Consider the following 16,181-nt stretch of genomic DNA (forward strand, 5'->3'; position numbering starts at 1 on the left):
TTATTTCTACTCAAAAATACATTAAATTCAATTAAGTATTTAAGGGGAATAATTGAATATTGATATTGTGAGAAAACATTCTTTAGCGAAAAAGGGAACAAGCGAAGATTTCCCTTTCGATGAAGATACCCTTGTATTAAGGGTGGGGAAAAAGATGTTCGCGTTAATTAGTGTTACTGAGCCATTCCGTATAAATTTGAAATGCGATCCTGAACTTGCCGTTGAATTACGGGAAAAGTATGACGCTATTACTCCCGGTTTTCATATGAATAAAACACATTGGAACACTGTGAACTTCGACGGCTCTATACCCGATAAGGAGATTCTTGAAATGATTGACCATTCTTATAATTTGGTTTTTGTTTCACTTCCGAAAAAGATTAGACTTGAAATTGGTGAGGGAGAATAATAAGAACACCGGACGCCAAAATTTAGCATCCGGTGTTAATCAAAGATTAATCGATGTATAAATATCGTTTAATTTTTTGAGTTGGAGTTTTTTCAAAAGGTTCTCTCTGTTCTATAACTTTATGAATTCTTGAGAAAGTATTTATTTTAGCATTAACATCTAACAATATTGAATCGATGACAGAATTAATTATCTCGCGCGCTTTATGATCATTTAACTTTGCGATGTTATGTTCCGCTTCAATTACCTCATAATTTAGAAATATTCTGGCAACAAGCTGATCCCCTTTGGGAAGAACTAAAGATTCGAGTACAATTGGATTTTCATTAATTATAGATTCGATTTCTTCGGGATAAACATTCTTTCCGTTTGAACCAATAATTACATTTTTGCTTCTTCCCTTTATATACAAAAAACCATCTTTATCAAACACGCCTAAATCGCCGCTTTTAAACCATCCATCTTTAGTAAAGACCTCATTCGTTTTATCGGGATCTTTATAATATCCCTTCATTACATTTGGACCCTTTATTAATATTTCCCCTTCTCCATTAATTGGATCGGGACTATCAATTTTCACTTGCATCCATTTCATTGGTTTACCGCAGGATCGAAAGCGGACATTTTCCGGACCGGTTCCGGTTACCAAAGGAGATGTTTCTGTAAGTCCATACCCAATTGCATAAGGAAATCCGGCTTCTCTTAAAAATGTTTCAACATCGGCCGAAATTGCCGCTCCGCCGATACAAAACATTCTTAACTCGCCGCCAAATGTTTGTTTTAATTTACCACCAGCGATGTGATTAAGTTTTTTTCTTACAGCAGGCAGTTTGTACAAAGACCTCACTAAAAACTTTTTCTTTATTTCGGGAAGGATTCTAAGCCGGTATATTTTTTCTATTACTAATGGTACTGCCAGCATTACAGTAGGTTTTACTTTTTTGAGAGCGGGAAGCAGTGCCGCCGCGGTTGGGGGTTTATCAATATAAGTTACCGATGCACCTTTAATGAATGGAACTACGAGTCCCAATGTTGATTCCATCGTATGAAATAATGGAAGAATGGAGAGCATTCTATCATTTTCGTCCATATGAATCATATCAAGAGTTGAGAGAGCGTCTGAAACAATATTTTTATGAGTAAGCATAACTCCTTTTGAATGACCTGTAGTACCGGAGGTATAGAGAATTAGAGCAATATTATCTTCTTCAACTTCCGATGGAATAATACCAACAAGTTTTAATGCCGCTTCTTTTATTTTAGCAAATTCCTTTTTACCGCCGGAAATTACTTCTTTAACAATATCGTTTTTTGTGTTGGGGGGTATTATAGAAAAATCATCAAGCAGTAATTGTGTGCTTAATGTATCAGATTGAATATCCTCAATTTTATTGTACAACTTTGCGGAAACCAATATTACTTTACTTTCAGAATGTCTTAGGATATGGGCAATTTCTATTGTGCTAAACTCAACCATAATTGGAACAGCAATAGCGCCAATTGTGGTAATGGCAAAATAAGCTATACCCCAGTTAGGCTGGTTCTCGCTTAAAATTGCCACCTTATCACCGGCTATGATTCCACTTTCTTTCAAAAAATTAGTGAGGATATTAACACTCTTTTTAAATTGATGGTAACTAATTTCCTTGCCATCAACAAATGATACAAAGGTTCTTTCTCCCCATTTTTCAGTGCTGGAGTTTAAAACATGATGCAGCGTTAGTTTTTTTATATCTGACATCTTCTTCTCATTTATTTATCAAAAATTTACGGAAAGATTTTGGAATGATTAACAAATAAATTCAATTAGTTTTTAATGAACCCTCTCAAACCGGGTCGACATGAACAAAAACTTTTTGAACTTCTTCCATTTCTTCCAACTTAAACCGAACAGTATTGCCGATATCATGGGTAATTGAAGTAGCGCTGTCTTTATCTACTTCAATATGAATTTCTATATGAAATTTATTCCCGACATAGTGAGACCGGATATCATTAATACCTTTAACCCCCTTAATACCACATGTAATCTTTCTAATATTATCTTCAAATTCGGCTGAAGCAGAACGCCCCATTAAATAATCTAAATTTTCTTTGGCTACTTCGTATCCTGATTTAAAAATAAAAAATGCTACTAGGATTCCCGCAATGCTATCAAATGAATTAATATTATAGGATGTGCCAATAATTCCCACTAAAGCTATTGATGACGCCAGAACATCATTTACGCTATCAACCGATGCGGCTCGAACAGCGGGACTATTAAACAACTTACCAATTTTAACCTGATACCGGCTTAGAACTATCTTTGTAATAATTGTAGTAATTAGAACAATATAAACAATTGGATTTGTGCTTACATCTTGAGGGTCGATTAAACGTTTTACCGATTCTTCAATTATATTAATACCAACCACAAACGCAAAAACAGAAAGAATGAAAGCCGCAATAGGTTGAGCGGCGTTATGACCGAATTGATGTTTGTGATCCGGTTTCTCACGGCTCATTTGTACTGATATTTTTATTCCTATTGAAACAAGAACATCGGTAAATGAATTAAGCGCTTCCGAAATTACAGCAATCGAATTTGAAAGCACACCCACGATTGCCTTTATAATAAAAAGAAAAGTATTTATTATAAGCGCGACATCGGTCGCGCGTTTTAATCTATGAGACATTATAATATCAAATTATAGTTGTTTAAAAATGGGTTAATATTAATTACGATTTCTCTCCCCAAACCTCAGCAAGAGTTACAATCATTTTAACTGCGGCTTCCATATCCTGCGCGGCTACATATTCTGTATATGCATGAAAATTATGACCGCCGGCGAATAAATTAGGGGTTGGCAATCCCATATAACTCAATCTTGATCCATCTGTACCTCCGCGAATAGCCGAGTTAATAGGTTTTATTCCCAATCTATTCAAAGCTTCAACTGCGTTGGCTTCAACTTCAGGATGTTTATCAAGTACATATTTCATATTGCGATATTGTTGTATTACTTCAAAATCGAAGGAGGAACCGGGGAATTCAAGTACTGTTCTCTCGCACATTTCTTTCAAAAAGTTTTCAAATTCAACCAGTTTTTCAGCGGTAAAATCACGGATAATAAATTTAAGCGTAGTTACTGTTTCATTACCGTTAATCTGGTTTGGATGAACATATCCTTCCCTCTTTTCAGTTGTTTCGGGGGAAAGTGTATTTTTGGGCAGCATCTCCAAAAATCTGGCAGCGACTTTAACAGCATTAATCATTTTATTTTTAGCATAACCGGGATGCACGTTTTTACCATTAAATTTAATTACCACCGCATCGGCGCTAAATGTTTCTGTTTCAACTTCACCGCGGGTAGAGCCATCAATTGTGTAGGCAAACTTTGCGCCGAATTTTTGAACATCAAATTTTTCGGTACCGCGCCCAACTTCCTCGTCGGGAGTAAAGCATATTCTAATTTTACCATGCTTAATTTCGGGATGCTGTATTAAATAATTCATCGCGTCGATAATTTCGGCAATACCGGCTTTATCATCGGCGCCTAAAAGTGTGGAGCCGTCAGATGTAATTATATCAAACCCGATCATTTCACTTAATTCAGGATTACCTGCGGCATCAATTACTTGTGAGTTTTGAGGAAGAACAATATCTCCCCCCTTATAATTATTATGAATTATTGGATTTACATCTTTTCCACTAACAGCGGGAGAGGTATCAACATGAGCAATAAATCCAATAACCGGCACATCTTTATCAATGTTCGAGGGTAAAGTTGCCATTACATAGCCATATTCATCCATTTCAACATCGGCCAGACCAATCTGCTTTAATTCATCTACTAATGCTTTAGAAAGCTCCAATTGTTTTAAGTCACTGGGAAAGGAAACCGATTCTTCATCTGAAGTAGTCTCATATTTTACGTATTTTAGAAAGCGGTCAACAACCGTAAATGCATAATTAGGATCGAACATAGAAACCTCACTGTAAGTGTTATTGAATCTTTTTATGCAAGTTAATAGAAAATTGGTGTGATAAACAAACCATTTGATAAATTCCAAATTAGGAGCTTTAATGAACGCAATTGAAATTATCAGAAGAAAAAGAGATGGGTTCTCGCTTTCAAAAAATGAGATTGAATATTTAATTACAAATTACACTAATGGTAAAATCCCCGATTATCAATTCTCCGCTTTTTTAATGGCGGCGTTTATTAAGGGAATGAATAAAGAGGAGACTGCTCAACTAACTAATTCCATGCTATACAGCGGTAAAGTAATTAACCTAAATGAAATTAAAGGGAAAAAAGTAGATAAACATTCTACCGGTGGAGTTGGAGATAAAACATCATTAATATTGGCGCCTATTGTTGCCGCCGCGGGTGTTAATGTTCCAATGATTAGCGGACGGGGTTTGGGGCATACCGGCGGAACTTTAGATAAACTTGAGGCAATCCCCGGTTTTATTACAAATTTAACTCTGCCTAAATATAAATCGGTGATTAAAAAATGCGGCGCGGTTTTGATTGGGCAGACAAAAGATATTGCCCCGGCTGATAAATTAATTTATGCTCTTCGCGATGTTACCGCTACAGTTGAATCAATTCCATTAATTACCGCAAGTATCATGAGTAAAAAATTAGCCGAGGGAATTGATGGATTAGTTCTCGATGTAAAAACAGGCAGCGGCGCTTTTATGAAAAATTACGATGACGCGGTTCAACTTGCTAATTCATTGACAAATACGGCTAAGGCATTCGGAAAAAAAGTTATTGCTTATGTAACCGATATGAATCAACCTCTTGGAAATTATATCGGCAATTGGCTTGAGGTTTATGAAAGCATCAAAGTATTGAAAAATGAACAGCCTGGTGATTTGATGGAACTGAGCTTATTGCTTTCGGGGGCAATGATATTTTTAGGAGGCAAATCGAAATCGGTTGAACAGGGAATTGAGATTGCACGCAGGCAAATCGAAAATGGCAACGCGTTTAAAAAGTTTGTGGAAATAGTAAAACTTCAGGGAGGAGATATTTCCTTTATTAACAATCCGGAGAAATATCCAAAATCAAAAATTCATGATAAAATATTAGCGGGGAAAACCGGCTACATCAAATCAATTAATTCATTTGAAATTGGAATGGCTTCATTGATGCTGGGTGGAGGCAGATTAAAATTAGATGATGTAATTGACCCGAAAGCCGGGATTATCTTCTATCCTAAAATCGGGCAGAAAATATCTAAAGGTGAGTTGATTGCCGAAATTTTTACAGATAAAAAGTTTATGGTTGAAGAGACTAAAACCAAAATTATTAATTCAATTACTATCTCTTCTAAAAAGTGTGAGCCGGTTTCATTAATAAAGACAATAATTAAGTGATGAAAAATATTTTTGATGATATTAAAACACCGACTCTATTTCTCGATAAAGAAAAATGTGTCGCTAATATTTCCAGAATGGCAGAGAAAGCAAAAAAGCAAAATTTAATTTTCCGCCCCCATTTTAAAACTCATCAATCATTAGAAATTGGTAAGTGGTTTAGAGAGTTTGGTGTTAATAAGATTACAGTTTCATCATTACAGATGGGAGAGTATTTTGCCGATGATGGATGGAAGGATATAACCGTTGCATTCCCTATAAATATTAGAGAAATAGAAAGGATTAATTTATTAGCGGCGAAAATTAAGTTGAATATACTTGTTGAATCGGTTGAAGCAATTATATTTTTGAATTCGAAGCTTACTTGTCCTGTAAATTATTTTATAAAGATAGACAGCGGATATCATAGAACCGGGGTTGATCCGCAGGACACAAAATTAATTTCTGATATTATCGAGGCGTCAGATAAAAATCCCAAGTTAAAGTTTGCCGGATTTTTAACACATGCCGGGCATTCTTACAAGTGTCGTGGAATTGAAGAAATAGAAAATGTGCACAGTTCAAGTAAGGATGTAATGATAAAACTAAAGCAAGATTTTGCTTCACTTAATCCGGTGATATCTATTGGAGATACTCCCTCATGCAGTGTTACAAATGATTTTGCGGGGATTGACGAGGTGCGTCCAGGTAATTTTGTTTTTTATGATTACACACAATATTTAATTGGTTCATGCTCACTTGATGAAATTGTTACGGCAATGGCATGCCCGATTGTAGCAAAACATTCATCACGAAATGAAATTGTAATTTATGGTGGTAGTCATCATTTTTCGAAAGATTCAGCTATTGTAAGTAATGGACAGACGAGCTATGGGTTAGTAGTTAATTTAAATGATAATGGCTGGACATTTTTTGAAGAAGAATGCCATGTAATTAGTCTAAGTCAAGAACATGGAATTATTCGCGCTACAGATAAAATATTTAACAAGTATAGTATTGGCGGTATAATTGGCATTATTCCAATCCATTCGTGCTTAGCCGCAATAGCAATGGGGCGATATTTAGCATTTGAGAAAAATGGAATATCGTATTGGGTCCAGCATATCTAAGGCGAAATGAAATACTTTTTAACTTTAGATTAAATTCTCAAAACAGTTCTACATCTATTTTCTTAATTCTAAGTTCTTAGATGATTCTCCGCCAAAGGCGGATAAACCTGCCAAGTTTTGCTTACTAAACGAGGCGGACAGACTCTACACTCAACACTCTTTATTCTCTACTGTTTTAAAACCCTCCCGCTTGTCCATCCTTTCTCGATTCCGATGCGCCATAATAAACTTTGTTTTCGTAATCAAACATTATTGCCTGATAGCCTCCATAATTACCAACATCGAAACGCACTTTGTGCCCCATCTTAACCAGCTCACGAATCACCTCATAATCAAATCCGGTTTCGAGACAAACCTCACCGCCACTTGTCATTTTTTCGCCGGTTGGTTCGGATGAACCTTCATGCAGAATTCTTGGGGCGTCCCCCGCTTCCTGAATGCTCATTCCAAAATCGATAATGTTCATTACTATTTGCGCGTGTCCTTGCGGTTGAGTAGCGCCTCCCATAACTCCAAAACTTAAAAATGGTTTTCCATCTTTAGTAACAAAAGCTGGAATGATTGTATGAAATGGTCTTTTATGAGGAGCGTAAGAGTTGAAATGTCCCTCTTCAAGAGTGAACATTTCACCACGATCTTGAAGAACGAAACCCAGTTTGTGGGGAGTCATCCCGCTTCCCATTCCACGGTAGTTGCTTTGAATTAATGAGATCATATTACCTTCAGCATCGGCGACAGTGAGATAGATTGTATCCCCCTCATTCAATGCGGGATTGCCTGCATCAACAGTTCTCGCGGCTCTGTTATCATTAATTAATTTTCTTCTTGTCTCGGCATACTCTTTTGATATTAATTCCTTAACCGGAATTTTATTGAACTCAGGATCAGCGTAAAATTTTGCACGGTCTTCAAACGCTAATTTTTTAGCCTCAATGAAATAGTGAATATGTTCTTTAGAACCAAAGCCAAAATCCTTAATTGGATATTTCTCTAATATATTCAACATTTGAAGCGCCGCAATTCCTTGTCCGTTAGGAGGCAATTCCCAAACATCATAACCACGGTAATTTGTAGAAACAGGTTCAATCCAGGTAGAAGTATGCTCTTCAAAATCTTTTTTTGTGAGAAATCCGCCAACCTCTCTCATATAAGATTCAATTCTTTCGGCAACTTCACCTTTATAAAAATAATCTCTCCCATTTTCCGCGAGCTTTTGATAAGTATCGGCTAAAAATAGATTCTTCCAAATTTCCCCTTTTGCCGGACCTCTCCCATTTTTCATAAATATTTCTTCGAAGCCGGGGAATTGTTTTAATGATTGAGCATTGCGCTGCCAGTAGTAGGAAATTAATTCTGAAACCGGAAATCCATCTCTCGCATATTTAATTGCCGGCGCAAGAATTTCGGTCATCTTTAATTTTCCAAATTTTTTATGAAGCTCGAACCAGCCGTCAACACAACCGGGCACACTCACAGGCAATGGTCCAAGCGGTGGGATTCTTTTAATATTATTTTTTTTGAAATGTTCTATTGTTAATGAATAGGGGGAACGCCCGCTTCCATTTAATCCATATAATTTTTGATCTTTAGCGCTCCATACAATCGCGAATAGATCACCGCCAATTCCGCATCCGGTAGGTTCCATTAAACCAAGACAGGCATTAGCCGCTATTGCCGCATCAATTGCGCTGCCTCCATTTTTCAAAATATAGAGCGCCACTTGTGTTGCAAGGGGCTGACTGGTTGCCGCCATTCCATGCTGTGCTATTACTTCGGAACGGGTCGCAAATTTTTTGCCCGTAATTCTATCCTGTGCAAAACTTACAGTCAGCATTAGCAGAAACAAGTATAAAGTATTTTTGATTGTGTTCATGGATTTGCCCAATTGTTAACATACTATTTGCTTAAAATAATGCTATTATTGTATAAAATTCTTGAAATGACAATTAATAATCAAAAGGAGGATATATGTTTTTTGTATTTGGGATAATAATAATTGCGATATCAATTGCGGCATATTCAAATCTTAAGAAGATGGGAAGATACCGGGAAGCTCGATTCGCTTTTGGCGGAATGTTTTTAGGCGCGCTAATTCTACTTTTCAGATTATTCACTGTTGTACCCGCCGGTACCGTTGGAGTTGTTGATTTTCTGGGAAATGTTAGCGCAACGACCCTTAAAAGCGGAGTTAATATTGTTAATCCGCTGGCAAATGTTATAAAGTTCAGCATTAAGACTCAAGAATTGAAAGAGATGATGAATGTTCCCTCAAAAGAGGGTTTGAGTGTTCAACTTGAAATAAGTTTATTGTTCAGTCTCGATCCGGATAACGCCTCAAAAATTTATAAGACTGTTGGGGAAAATTATCAGGAGATAATTCTTGTTCCACAATTCCGCTCGGTGGTGCGTGGTGTAACCGCCAAATATGACGCAAAAGCATTATACACGGCATCCCGTGAACAGCTTGCTCATGAGATAAGATCGGAACTGGAAAAATTAGTTGGTCCGCGTGGAATTTTAATTGAATCGGCACCAATGAGGCAAATTATACTCCCAACCGGATTAACAGCATCAATTGAGGAAAAATTGAAATCGGAGCAGGAAAGTCAAAGAATGCAATTTATTCTTAAAAGAGAAGAGCAGGAAGCTGAAAGAAAAAGAATTGAAGCAAAAGGGATTTCTGATTTCCAGGATATAGTTTCGCGTGGTATAAGCACACAATTATTGCAATGGAAAGGAATTGAGGCAACAGAAAAGCTGGCTAATTCCACAAACTCTAAAATTGTTATTATCGGTTCAGGAAAAGATGGATTACCCATTATTCTCGGGAATTAATAAATAGCAGTAGTGAAGATATTCAATGTAATTCCTCGATGGACTCGAAATGACTAACAACCGTCATCCCGAGTTTATCGAGGGATGAAGCTGCCCTGACATGTCTCGATAACAAAAAGAAATAGCATTCCAACTCGACATGACGGAAATCCAGCATAACGGACTCGAAATGATGAATATCATGAATTTTTGCACTTTCATTAAAAAAACTAATCCTTTATCTTTGCCCCATGCGAAAAAAGATTTACATATTAATTTCGATTATTTATCTATTCTCCACAATTGGAGTTCAGTTCGCGTATCATTTCTGCGGTGATTATGTATTTGATGTTTCTCTCTACGCCTCAAATCTAAACGAAGAACCTGAAGGGTGCTGTGAAGATCAATGTGATGATTCATGCTGTACCACCGATACGAAACAAATTAAAGTAAGCGATGAACAGCAACCGGTAGTAAAATTTGAAGAACAGGAATTAACAGTTGTAGCTGAATTGGTTTCGACCGATACTAATTTCTCAAATTCATTAGCATCTTTAAATAATGAGTTATTAGATTTTTACTCTCCCCCGCCCAATAAACTAAACATTCTCTACTGTACATATCTTATTTAATATTCTCCTTTTATAGCATTTAAACAGTAACAGCCTGGCTGTTATTATTCATTTTAAATTTTTAAAAGGAGAAAACCATGAAACGTTCAATTTCTTTAATACTATTATTTGTTTTGTTATCTATGTCTAACGCGCAGGATAAAAAAGTAGTTGAAACCGATTTTAAAGTATTCGGCAATTGTAATATGTGTAAAAACAGAATCGAAAAAGCAGTGAAGATCTCTGAAGTGAAATTTGCTAAGTGGGATAAAAAATCAAAAATGCTAAAAGTAGCTTTTGAATCAACCATAACAGCAGATTCACTTCAAAAAAGAATTGCCGCTGTTGGACATGATACTGAAAAATTCAAAGCGAATGATGAAGTATATAAAAATTTACCCGGATGCTGCTTATACCGTGATAAACCAACTACTCATTAATTAAAGCCGGGGTAAGAAATGAAAAAGTATATTTTATTATTCGTTCTGCTCGCGTTCAATTTTGCATATTCTCAGAACAGTTTGAGCGGAACAGTTTATGATGCTCATGAAAAAAATCATAAGCATCCACTTGTTGGCGCTAATATTATTTGGCTTGGAACTAATATTGGAACATCCACAAATGAAAACGGAGAATTCCAAATAAAGCGTTCTTCTCTTTCCAATAAACTGCTGGTTTCATTTATTGGATATATTTCAGATACAATTACTGTTGGTAATGAATCAAACATACAAATTGAATTGAAGCAGGAAGATGTTAAACTTAATGAAGTGAGTGTTACCGGAAGCCAGAGCCCGACTTATACAGATTACTTTGGTGTAGAAAATAAATCGGTTATGACTCAAAAGGAATTAACCAAAGCCGCATGCTGTACTCTTTCGGAAAGTTTTGAGACTAATCCTTCAATAGATGTATCGTTCACAGACGCGATTACGGGAGCCCGTCAAATTGAGATGCTGGGGCTATCGGGAATATATACACAATCAACTCTCGAAAATTTACCATATATACGTGGACTTATAAGCAATGTTGGTCTAACCTATGTTCCCGGTCCTTGGGTAAAAGCAATAAATGTCGCAAAGGGAATTGGCTCAGTGGTAAATGGTTTTGAATCTATCACCGGTCAAATTGATGTTGATTTATTTAAACCATTCGCGATTGATGAGAAGCCAATTCTTTTAAATGTTTATGGAGATTACGACAGAAGAGTTGAAGGAAATATAAATTACCGTCATGCTATTAATGACCAAATATCATTTGTAACTCTACTTCACGCAAGCTCACGTCAACATGGATTTGATATGAATAACGATATGTTTATTGACATGCCGAAATTCTCAATATTTAATTTGATGCAGAGGTGGCAGATTCATTTTGAAAATGGATGGGAATCGCAAGTGGGATTTCAATTATTGAGTGATAAAAAAGAAGGGGGCTCCTTTGAGAATTCACTTTATAATTTTTCGACAGATGGAAAACAATTTAATATTTATGGAAAAACCGGATATGTGTTTCCGGAAAGTGAGTACAAGTCATTTGGTTTTCAATGGTCATTTAACCGATATGAGCAAAATTCACTTTTTGGAATAAAAGATTATTCGGGTATTCATAATAACGGATATTTGAATTTTATTTATCAATCCGATTTAGGCGACGCAAAACATAAATTTAGAACCGGGGTAAGTTTTCTCTTTGATCAGTTTGAAGAGAGATTTACAACTTTGAACTTTACCAGAACAGAAAGAATACCCGGCGCATATTTTGAGTATTCTTATAATGATGATGATAAATTTTCCGCAGTAGTTGGATTGAGAAGCGATTATCATAATTATTTTGGAATGATGTTCACTCCCCGGATTCATCTTCGTTATGCACCAAGTCCCGACTGGGTTTTACGCGCTTCGGGAGGAAGAGGATTTAGAAACTCCAATATATTTTCAGAAAATATTTCCTTATTTGCCAGTTCGAGAAATTTGATGATTAATGCATCTGAAAATTTTGGATATGGACTTCCGCTGGAAACCGCATGGAATTTTGGATTTAATCTTACTCACTATTTCCTCTTTGATTATAGAGAAGGAACTATTTCGATTGATTTTTACAGAACAAAATTTGAAAATGTAACAATTGCCGATCTTGATACAAACCCGCAGCGTATAATTTTTTCATCGGTTGAAAATGGAATGTATTCCAATAGTTTTCAGGCAGAGCTAAACTTTAAACCATTTGAAAGCATTGATTTTAGAGCGGCGTATCGTTTGCTTGATGTAAATCAATTATTAAATAACTCATGGGTTCAAAAATCTCTTAGTTCAAAACATAGAGCCCTTATTAATATTGGCTGGGCATCTTCGACCAATGAAGAGGATATTCAAACTAAATTTGATATTACACTAAATTGGTTTGGAGAAAAAAGAATTCCCTCAACAGCTTCCAATCCGGCAAATTTGAGAATGGATGAAACTTCCCCCTCTTTTGCAGTAGTTAACGCGCAGATCACCAGAACGATAATTTTTGATCTCGAATTATATATAGGTGTCGAAAATCTCTTCGATTTCAAACAGAACAATTTGATAATTGATCCGGGGAATCCTTATGGAAGTTATTTCGATGCATCTCTTATTTGGGGACCGGTGAATGGCAGAATGGTCTATTCAGGATTACGTTACAGAATATAGGGATATTCATATAGAATGATGTTTTGAGATTGAGGCTGGATAATAATTTTGCTGATGAACGATTCTTAATTAATTTTGTTTAGTAATATTATTCAGCTTCAACTTTATAATAATGAACAAGAACAGATGATTAAACCAGTTAAAATAAAATTACACCAGCAGGACTTTCTGGAGATAATTTGGGATAGCGGAAGAGTATCAAATTACCCTTTAAAATTTTTACGTGATGAATCTCCGGATGCAGGAAATAAAGGGGAAACTATACTTTGGAAACATTACGCCCCACCTCCAAAAGAGCCACTTACCGAGAAATCATATTTAATTGATAAAATTGAAATGGTAGGCAATTACGCAATTCAAATAACGTGGAAAGATGGATACAGTTATGGAATTTACTCGTGGGATTTACTAAAAAGATACGCTGATTATCTTGATGTAAAAGGTAATCTTCATCAAGATTTTGAACATCATCATTAAAAAAGGGATGAGGAGAACCTCAAAAAAAAGGGATGAGGAGAACCTCATCCCTGCTGCAACGAATTATAATAATTTCTTTAAATAATCTTCGTAAACACTCTTCGGCATCAATCCAACATGTGTTGCTACAATATTACCTTTCTTATCAATTATAACTGAAGTCGGGATTGAGGAAATTCCTCCATATTGATTATAAACTGTTGTATTGCCGAAAACTACAGGGTAATTAATTTTTTGATTTTTCATGAAAGGGACCACTTCATCTTTGGTTTCTCTATCAACCGAAATACCAATAATTTCAAAACCTTTTTTACCATATTCATTTTTCAATGCAACTAGGTCCGGAATCCCTTTACGGCATGGGGGGCACCAGGTTGCCCAGAAATCTATAATAACTACTTTACCCTTATAATCTGAAAGTTTTACAGTTTTGCCATCTGGTGTCTGCAAACTAAATCCGGGAGCCGGAACTGATTTATCCTGTGCCTGAGGCGTATAAGTTGGCGGATAAGGTCCATTAGGTTCATCTTTGCCAATTAAATAATCAAAATTATTAAATACAAAAAGCATTAATACAGCGGTAATAAAAAAGCCGGTATAAATCCAGCTCCTCTGTTTTTGTGTCAATCCGGTGGATTCACTTTTTTTATTTTGTAGAGCCATTCTATCCTCGTTATAATTTGGTGTCAAAAATATGAATTTATCATTAATGGAAAAACTTAATTCGACTTACTCTCAAGAAGACTGTTAAGTTCCGTTACAAAGGAATTAATTTCATTGTCGTTGAAACCCTTTTCAATTGCGGCATTTTCGAGTGTTCCCCAAATCGGTTCTCCGCATCTTAAACATCTAATTCCTTTATTCATCATTAATTCTACCGATTCCGGTAAAATTTTAATTAAATCTTCTATTTCAATTTGCGGGGTTATCATTTTCTGCCGGTTTTACTTTTTTTGAACTAGGTAAGGCCCAAACTAAACCAATGAGAGCTCCGTAAATAGTTGAAACAAATGGATTACTTGTCAATGGGCATCCGCCGCTGGTACATCCAATAAAAAAGTAGTAAGCATATCCAGCGAGTGCCCCAAGAAATACAGGTAATGCTTTTTTGAGAAGGAAATTTTTATTCAGCATTTGAAACTCAATTTAGTGATTCAAAAATTTTGCTTAATACCATTGATTCCGGAGCGGCGCCTTCAAGATAAGTGGATTCATTGATTACAGTTCTCGGCACACCACGAATATTGTACTTTTGAGACAGATGGGGAAATTCTGTTGCCTCAACCATTTCTCCTTTTATTTTCTCATTTAAGTAGGAAAATTTATGTGCCGTCACAACAGCTTGTGGACAGTATGGACAAGTTGGAGTAACGAATACCTGCATGTGAACATCTTTATCGATTGCTCTAATTTGGTTTTCTAGTTCCACCGGTAATCCCGTTTTGCCGGTACCTAATAGTTTTAAACCCTCTAATAGTGAAGAAAACTCATAACCGCTTGGTATTCCATAAAACTTAATTCCGTAATCCTTATCATTTTCATCTAACAGAACTGTAGCAGGAATTTTATCAACGCCATATTTATCGGCATCATCTTTATCATTAACAAAATTCTTAACTGTAAGTTCAAATTTATTCGATACTTCTGATAGTTCTGTTAATAATTGTCTGGTTTCCCGGCAATACTGGCATTCAAGCTCTTGAGTAAAAAGTACAATCTTAACTTTCTTAGTGATGTCGGCAAATATTCCTTGTAACTCCGATTTTAATTTATCATCAATAAACATTTTTTCCTCATTTTTTATTGGTATGATGTTGAATTCGTGGAAAGGATTCATCTCTACCTTGCTCTTAAAATTAGGTTTATTTAATTTTTAGATAGAATATCTAAGATTTGGGAGAAAGTATGGCCGATTTTGAAAAACATTTATATATGATAGTATTTCCTATAAATGCTTTAGTTGCCTCACAACTGGATGCCGAGCAATTTGGAGAACATTATACGACAGGAAGTTCAAAGCATTACAGTGGCAAAGTTATTTTTACGGAGATTGATATTAATTTTCGGCATCCCTATTTCGAGATCGATAAATATTTGGAGATGACTGTTCCTCACGAAGATGGGCTTCCCAAAAAAACAAAGTTTATTAAATCTTATGGGGTATTAGAATTCGTAGATCTTCATTCTATTCAAACACTTTACCTTGTTACCACAAACGGGAAAGTTCTTCCAATAAAACCGGCTGAATATACATCGGTAAAACAGCCAGAAAAAATTAGAATTTATCAGGAAATTTGTCCGCTTGATACTTTAATTGCATCTAATAAAGATCAGAGAACATTTGGGAAATTTATAACATCAGAAGCCACCTCCAAAGGGGCCCCTAAAATGTTATTTACACAAATTGATTTCGATCTTGATCATTTTTTTGAAAGTAATAAAAATAGAGAGATATATAAGATTGAAATGCCGGGGGTAAATCCATATCATTTTTACGATTGCATAAAGGAATTAAATGATAATCCCGAAAAACTCACTAAAACGATTCATCTTGGTGGATTATTAAGAGAAATTTCATACAAATTTATTAAACATGGATTTTGGTTTGCGAGTGGTGATGAATTGAAATTTTTTGCGATGCCTTCCATTAATGAATTGGAAGATAAATATTTCTACTGGTGGAAATTTGTGAGATAAATATTTTACAAA

17 protein-coding genes are annotated in these 16,181 nt (G+C 35.7%); 9 read left to right on the forward strand and 8 right to left on the reverse strand.

Going from position 1 to position 16,181, the window contains the following annotated elements; all coding sequences use genetic code 11:
* The first annotated feature begins 52 nt into the window (after nt 1-52).
* Nucleotides 53-409, forward strand: a complete 357-nt coding sequence (locus KF816_15440) for an MmcQ/YjbR family DNA-binding protein (GenBank protein ID MBX3009413.1) — start codon at nt 53-55, stop codon at nt 407-409.
* Between the two features lie 46 nt (nt 410-455).
* Here the strand turns inward: KF816_15440 and KF816_15445 are convergent, their stop codons facing one another.
* From KF816_15445 to pepT, 3 genes are all read right to left on the reverse strand, one after another.
* The gene (locus tag KF816_15445; protein MBX3009414.1) at nt 456-2,150 is read right to left on the reverse strand and encodes an AMP-binding protein; all 1,695 of its coding nucleotides are present in this window, start codon (nt 2,148-2,150) and stop codon (nt 456-458) included.
* 85 nt (nt 2,151-2,235) lie between these two features.
* Nucleotides 2,236-3,087 (reverse strand): cation transporter, encoded by an 852-nt coding sequence (locus KF816_15450; GenBank protein ID MBX3009415.1) that lies wholly within the window; start codon nt 3,085-3,087, stop codon nt 2,236-2,238.
* A 43-nt stretch (nt 3,088-3,130) separates the two neighbouring features.
* Nucleotides 3,131-4,378: a peptidase T gene (pepT, locus tag KF816_15455; GenBank protein ID MBX3009416.1), complete on the reverse strand. Its 1,248-nt coding sequence runs from the start codon at nt 4,376-4,378 to the stop codon at nt 3,131-3,133.
* 100 nt (nt 4,379-4,478) lie between these two features.
* Here pepT and KF816_15460 point away from each other — a divergent pair, with 100 nt between their 5' ends.
* A complete protein-coding gene (locus tag KF816_15460; GenBank protein MBX3009417.1) occupies nt 4,479-5,783 on the forward strand; it encodes a thymidine phosphorylase in 1,305 nt (434 codons plus the stop codon).
* Entirely contained in the window at nt 5,783-6,892 is a 1,110-nt protein-coding gene (locus KF816_15465) for an alanine racemase (GenBank protein ID MBX3009418.1), read from the forward strand. The genes KF816_15460 and KF816_15465 overlap by 1 nt, the downstream gene beginning before the upstream one ends.
* A gap of 175 nt (nt 6,893-7,067) precedes the next feature.
* Here the strand turns inward: KF816_15465 and ggt are convergent, their stop codons facing one another.
* Entirely contained in the window at nt 7,068-8,765 is a 1,698-nt protein-coding gene (ggt, locus tag KF816_15470) for a gamma-glutamyltransferase (protein MBX3009419.1), read from the reverse strand.
* A 95-nt stretch (nt 8,766-8,860) separates the two neighbouring features.
* Between ggt and KF816_15475 the strand changes: the two genes are divergently transcribed.
* The 5 genes from KF816_15475 to KF816_15495 all read left to right on the forward strand — a co-directional run bounded on the left by KF816_15475 (nt 8,861) and on the right by KF816_15495 (nt 13,472).
* On the forward strand, nt 8,861-9,727 hold the full coding sequence (locus KF816_15475) for a prohibitin family protein (GenBank protein MBX3009420.1): 867 nt from the start codon (nt 8,861-8,863) through the stop codon (nt 9,725-9,727).
* 230 nt (nt 9,728-9,957) lie between these two features.
* Complete coding sequence (locus tag KF816_15480) at nt 9,958-10,338, forward strand: hypothetical protein (protein MBX3009421.1); 381 nt, start codon at nt 9,958-9,960, stop codon at nt 10,336-10,338.
* A gap of 77 nt (nt 10,339-10,415) precedes the next feature.
* Nucleotides 10,416-10,757: a hypothetical protein gene (locus tag KF816_15485; protein MBX3009422.1), complete on the forward strand. Its 342-nt coding sequence runs from the start codon at nt 10,416-10,418 to the stop codon at nt 10,755-10,757.
* Between the two features lie 18 nt (nt 10,758-10,775).
* Nucleotides 10,776-12,995 carry a TonB-dependent receptor gene (locus KF816_15490; protein ID MBX3009423.1) on the forward strand — a complete coding sequence of 740 codons (2,220 nt, stop codon included), beginning with the start codon at nt 10,776-10,778 and terminating at the stop codon, nt 12,993-12,995.
* Between the two features lie 126 nt (nt 12,996-13,121).
* Entirely contained in the window at nt 13,122-13,472 is a 351-nt protein-coding gene (locus KF816_15495; GenBank protein MBX3009424.1) for a DUF971 domain-containing protein, read from the forward strand.
* A 63-nt stretch (nt 13,473-13,535) separates the two neighbouring features.
* On the opposite strand, the gene KF816_15500 is transcribed toward KF816_15495, so the two are convergent.
* From KF816_15500 to KF816_15515, 4 genes are read right to left on the reverse strand one after another with little or no spacing between them, the layout of a single operon-like run.
* Complete coding sequence (locus KF816_15500) at nt 13,536-14,135, reverse strand: TlpA family protein disulfide reductase (GenBank protein ID MBX3009425.1); 600 nt, start codon at nt 14,133-14,135, stop codon at nt 13,536-13,538.
* A gap of 56 nt (nt 14,136-14,191) precedes the next feature.
* Nucleotides 14,192-14,404, reverse strand: a complete 213-nt coding sequence (locus KF816_15505) for a DUF1858 domain-containing protein (protein ID MBX3009426.1) — start codon at nt 14,402-14,404, stop codon at nt 14,192-14,194.
* The gene (locus KF816_15510) at nt 14,385-14,606 is read right to left on the reverse strand and encodes a hypothetical protein (protein MBX3009427.1); all 222 of its coding nucleotides are present in this window, start codon (nt 14,604-14,606) and stop codon (nt 14,385-14,387) included. The genes KF816_15505 and KF816_15510 overlap by 20 nt, the downstream gene beginning before the upstream one ends.
* Nucleotides 14,607-14,613: 7 nt before the next feature.
* Nucleotides 14,614-15,258: a thioredoxin family protein gene (locus KF816_15515; protein ID MBX3009428.1), complete on the reverse strand. Its 645-nt coding sequence runs from the start codon at nt 15,256-15,258 to the stop codon at nt 14,614-14,616.
* Nucleotides 15,259-15,377: 119 nt separating this feature from the next.
* On the opposite strand from KF816_15515, the gene KF816_15520 reads away from it, so the two are divergent.
* Nucleotides 15,378-16,169 (forward strand): hypothetical protein, encoded by a 792-nt coding sequence (locus KF816_15520; GenBank protein MBX3009429.1) that lies wholly within the window; start codon nt 15,378-15,380, stop codon nt 16,167-16,169.
* The last annotated feature ends 12 nt before the right edge of the window (nt 16,170-16,181 follow it).

Source organism: Melioribacteraceae bacterium (assembly GCA_019638015.1).
Classification (GTDB): domain Bacteria; phylum Bacteroidota; class Ignavibacteria; order Ignavibacteriales; family Melioribacteraceae; genus JAHBUP01.

What these genes read in the sequence shown, in the direction of transcription:
- KF816_15445 (MBX3009414.1), bottom strand. Translation starts at nt 2,150, where the DNA reads ATGTCAGATATAAAAAAACTAACGCTGCATCATGTTTTAAACTCCAGC.
- KF816_15450 (MBX3009415.1), bottom strand. Translation starts at nt 3,087, where the DNA reads ATGTCTCATAGATTAAAACGCGCGACCGATGTCGCGCTTATAATAAAT.
- pepT (MBX3009416.1), bottom strand. Translation starts at nt 4,378, where the DNA reads ATGTTCGATCCTAATTATGCATTTACGGTTGTTGACCGCTTTCTAAAA.
- KF816_15460 (MBX3009417.1), top strand. Translation starts at nt 4,479, where the DNA reads ATGAACGCAATTGAAATTATCAGAAGAAAAAGAGATGGGTTCTCGCTT.
- KF816_15465 (MBX3009418.1), top strand. Translation starts at nt 5,783, where the DNA reads ATGAAAAATATTTTTGATGATATTAAAACACCGACTCTATTTCTCGAT.
- ggt (MBX3009419.1), bottom strand. Translation starts at nt 8,765, where the DNA reads ATGAACACAATCAAAAATACTTTATACTTGTTTCTGCTAATGCTGACT.
- KF816_15475 (MBX3009420.1), top strand. Translation starts at nt 8,861, where the DNA reads ATGTTTTTTGTATTTGGGATAATAATAATTGCGATATCAATTGCGGCA.
- KF816_15480 (MBX3009421.1), top strand. Translation starts at nt 9,958, where the DNA reads ATGCGAAAAAAGATTTACATATTAATTTCGATTATTTATCTATTCTCC.
- KF816_15485 (MBX3009422.1), top strand. Translation starts at nt 10,416, where the DNA reads ATGAAACGTTCAATTTCTTTAATACTATTATTTGTTTTGTTATCTATG.
- KF816_15490 (MBX3009423.1), top strand. Translation starts at nt 10,776, where the DNA reads ATGAAAAAGTATATTTTATTATTCGTTCTGCTCGCGTTCAATTTTGCA.
- KF816_15495 (MBX3009424.1), top strand. Translation starts at nt 13,122, where the DNA reads ATGATTAAACCAGTTAAAATAAAATTACACCAGCAGGACTTTCTGGAG.
- KF816_15500 (MBX3009425.1), bottom strand. Translation starts at nt 14,135, where the DNA reads ATGGCTCTACAAAATAAAAAAAGTGAATCCACCGGATTGACACAAAAA.
- KF816_15505 (MBX3009426.1), bottom strand. Translation starts at nt 14,404, where the DNA reads ATGATAACCCCGCAAATTGAAATAGAAGATTTAATTAAAATTTTACCG.
- KF816_15510 (MBX3009427.1), bottom strand. Translation starts at nt 14,606, where the DNA reads ATGCTGAATAAAAATTTCCTTCTCAAAAAAGCATTACCTGTATTTCTT.
- KF816_15515 (MBX3009428.1), bottom strand. Translation starts at nt 15,258, where the DNA reads ATGTTTATTGATGATAAATTAAAATCGGAGTTACAAGGAATATTTGCC.
- KF816_15520 (MBX3009429.1), top strand. Translation starts at nt 15,378, where the DNA reads ATGGCCGATTTTGAAAAACATTTATATATGATAGTATTTCCTATAAAT.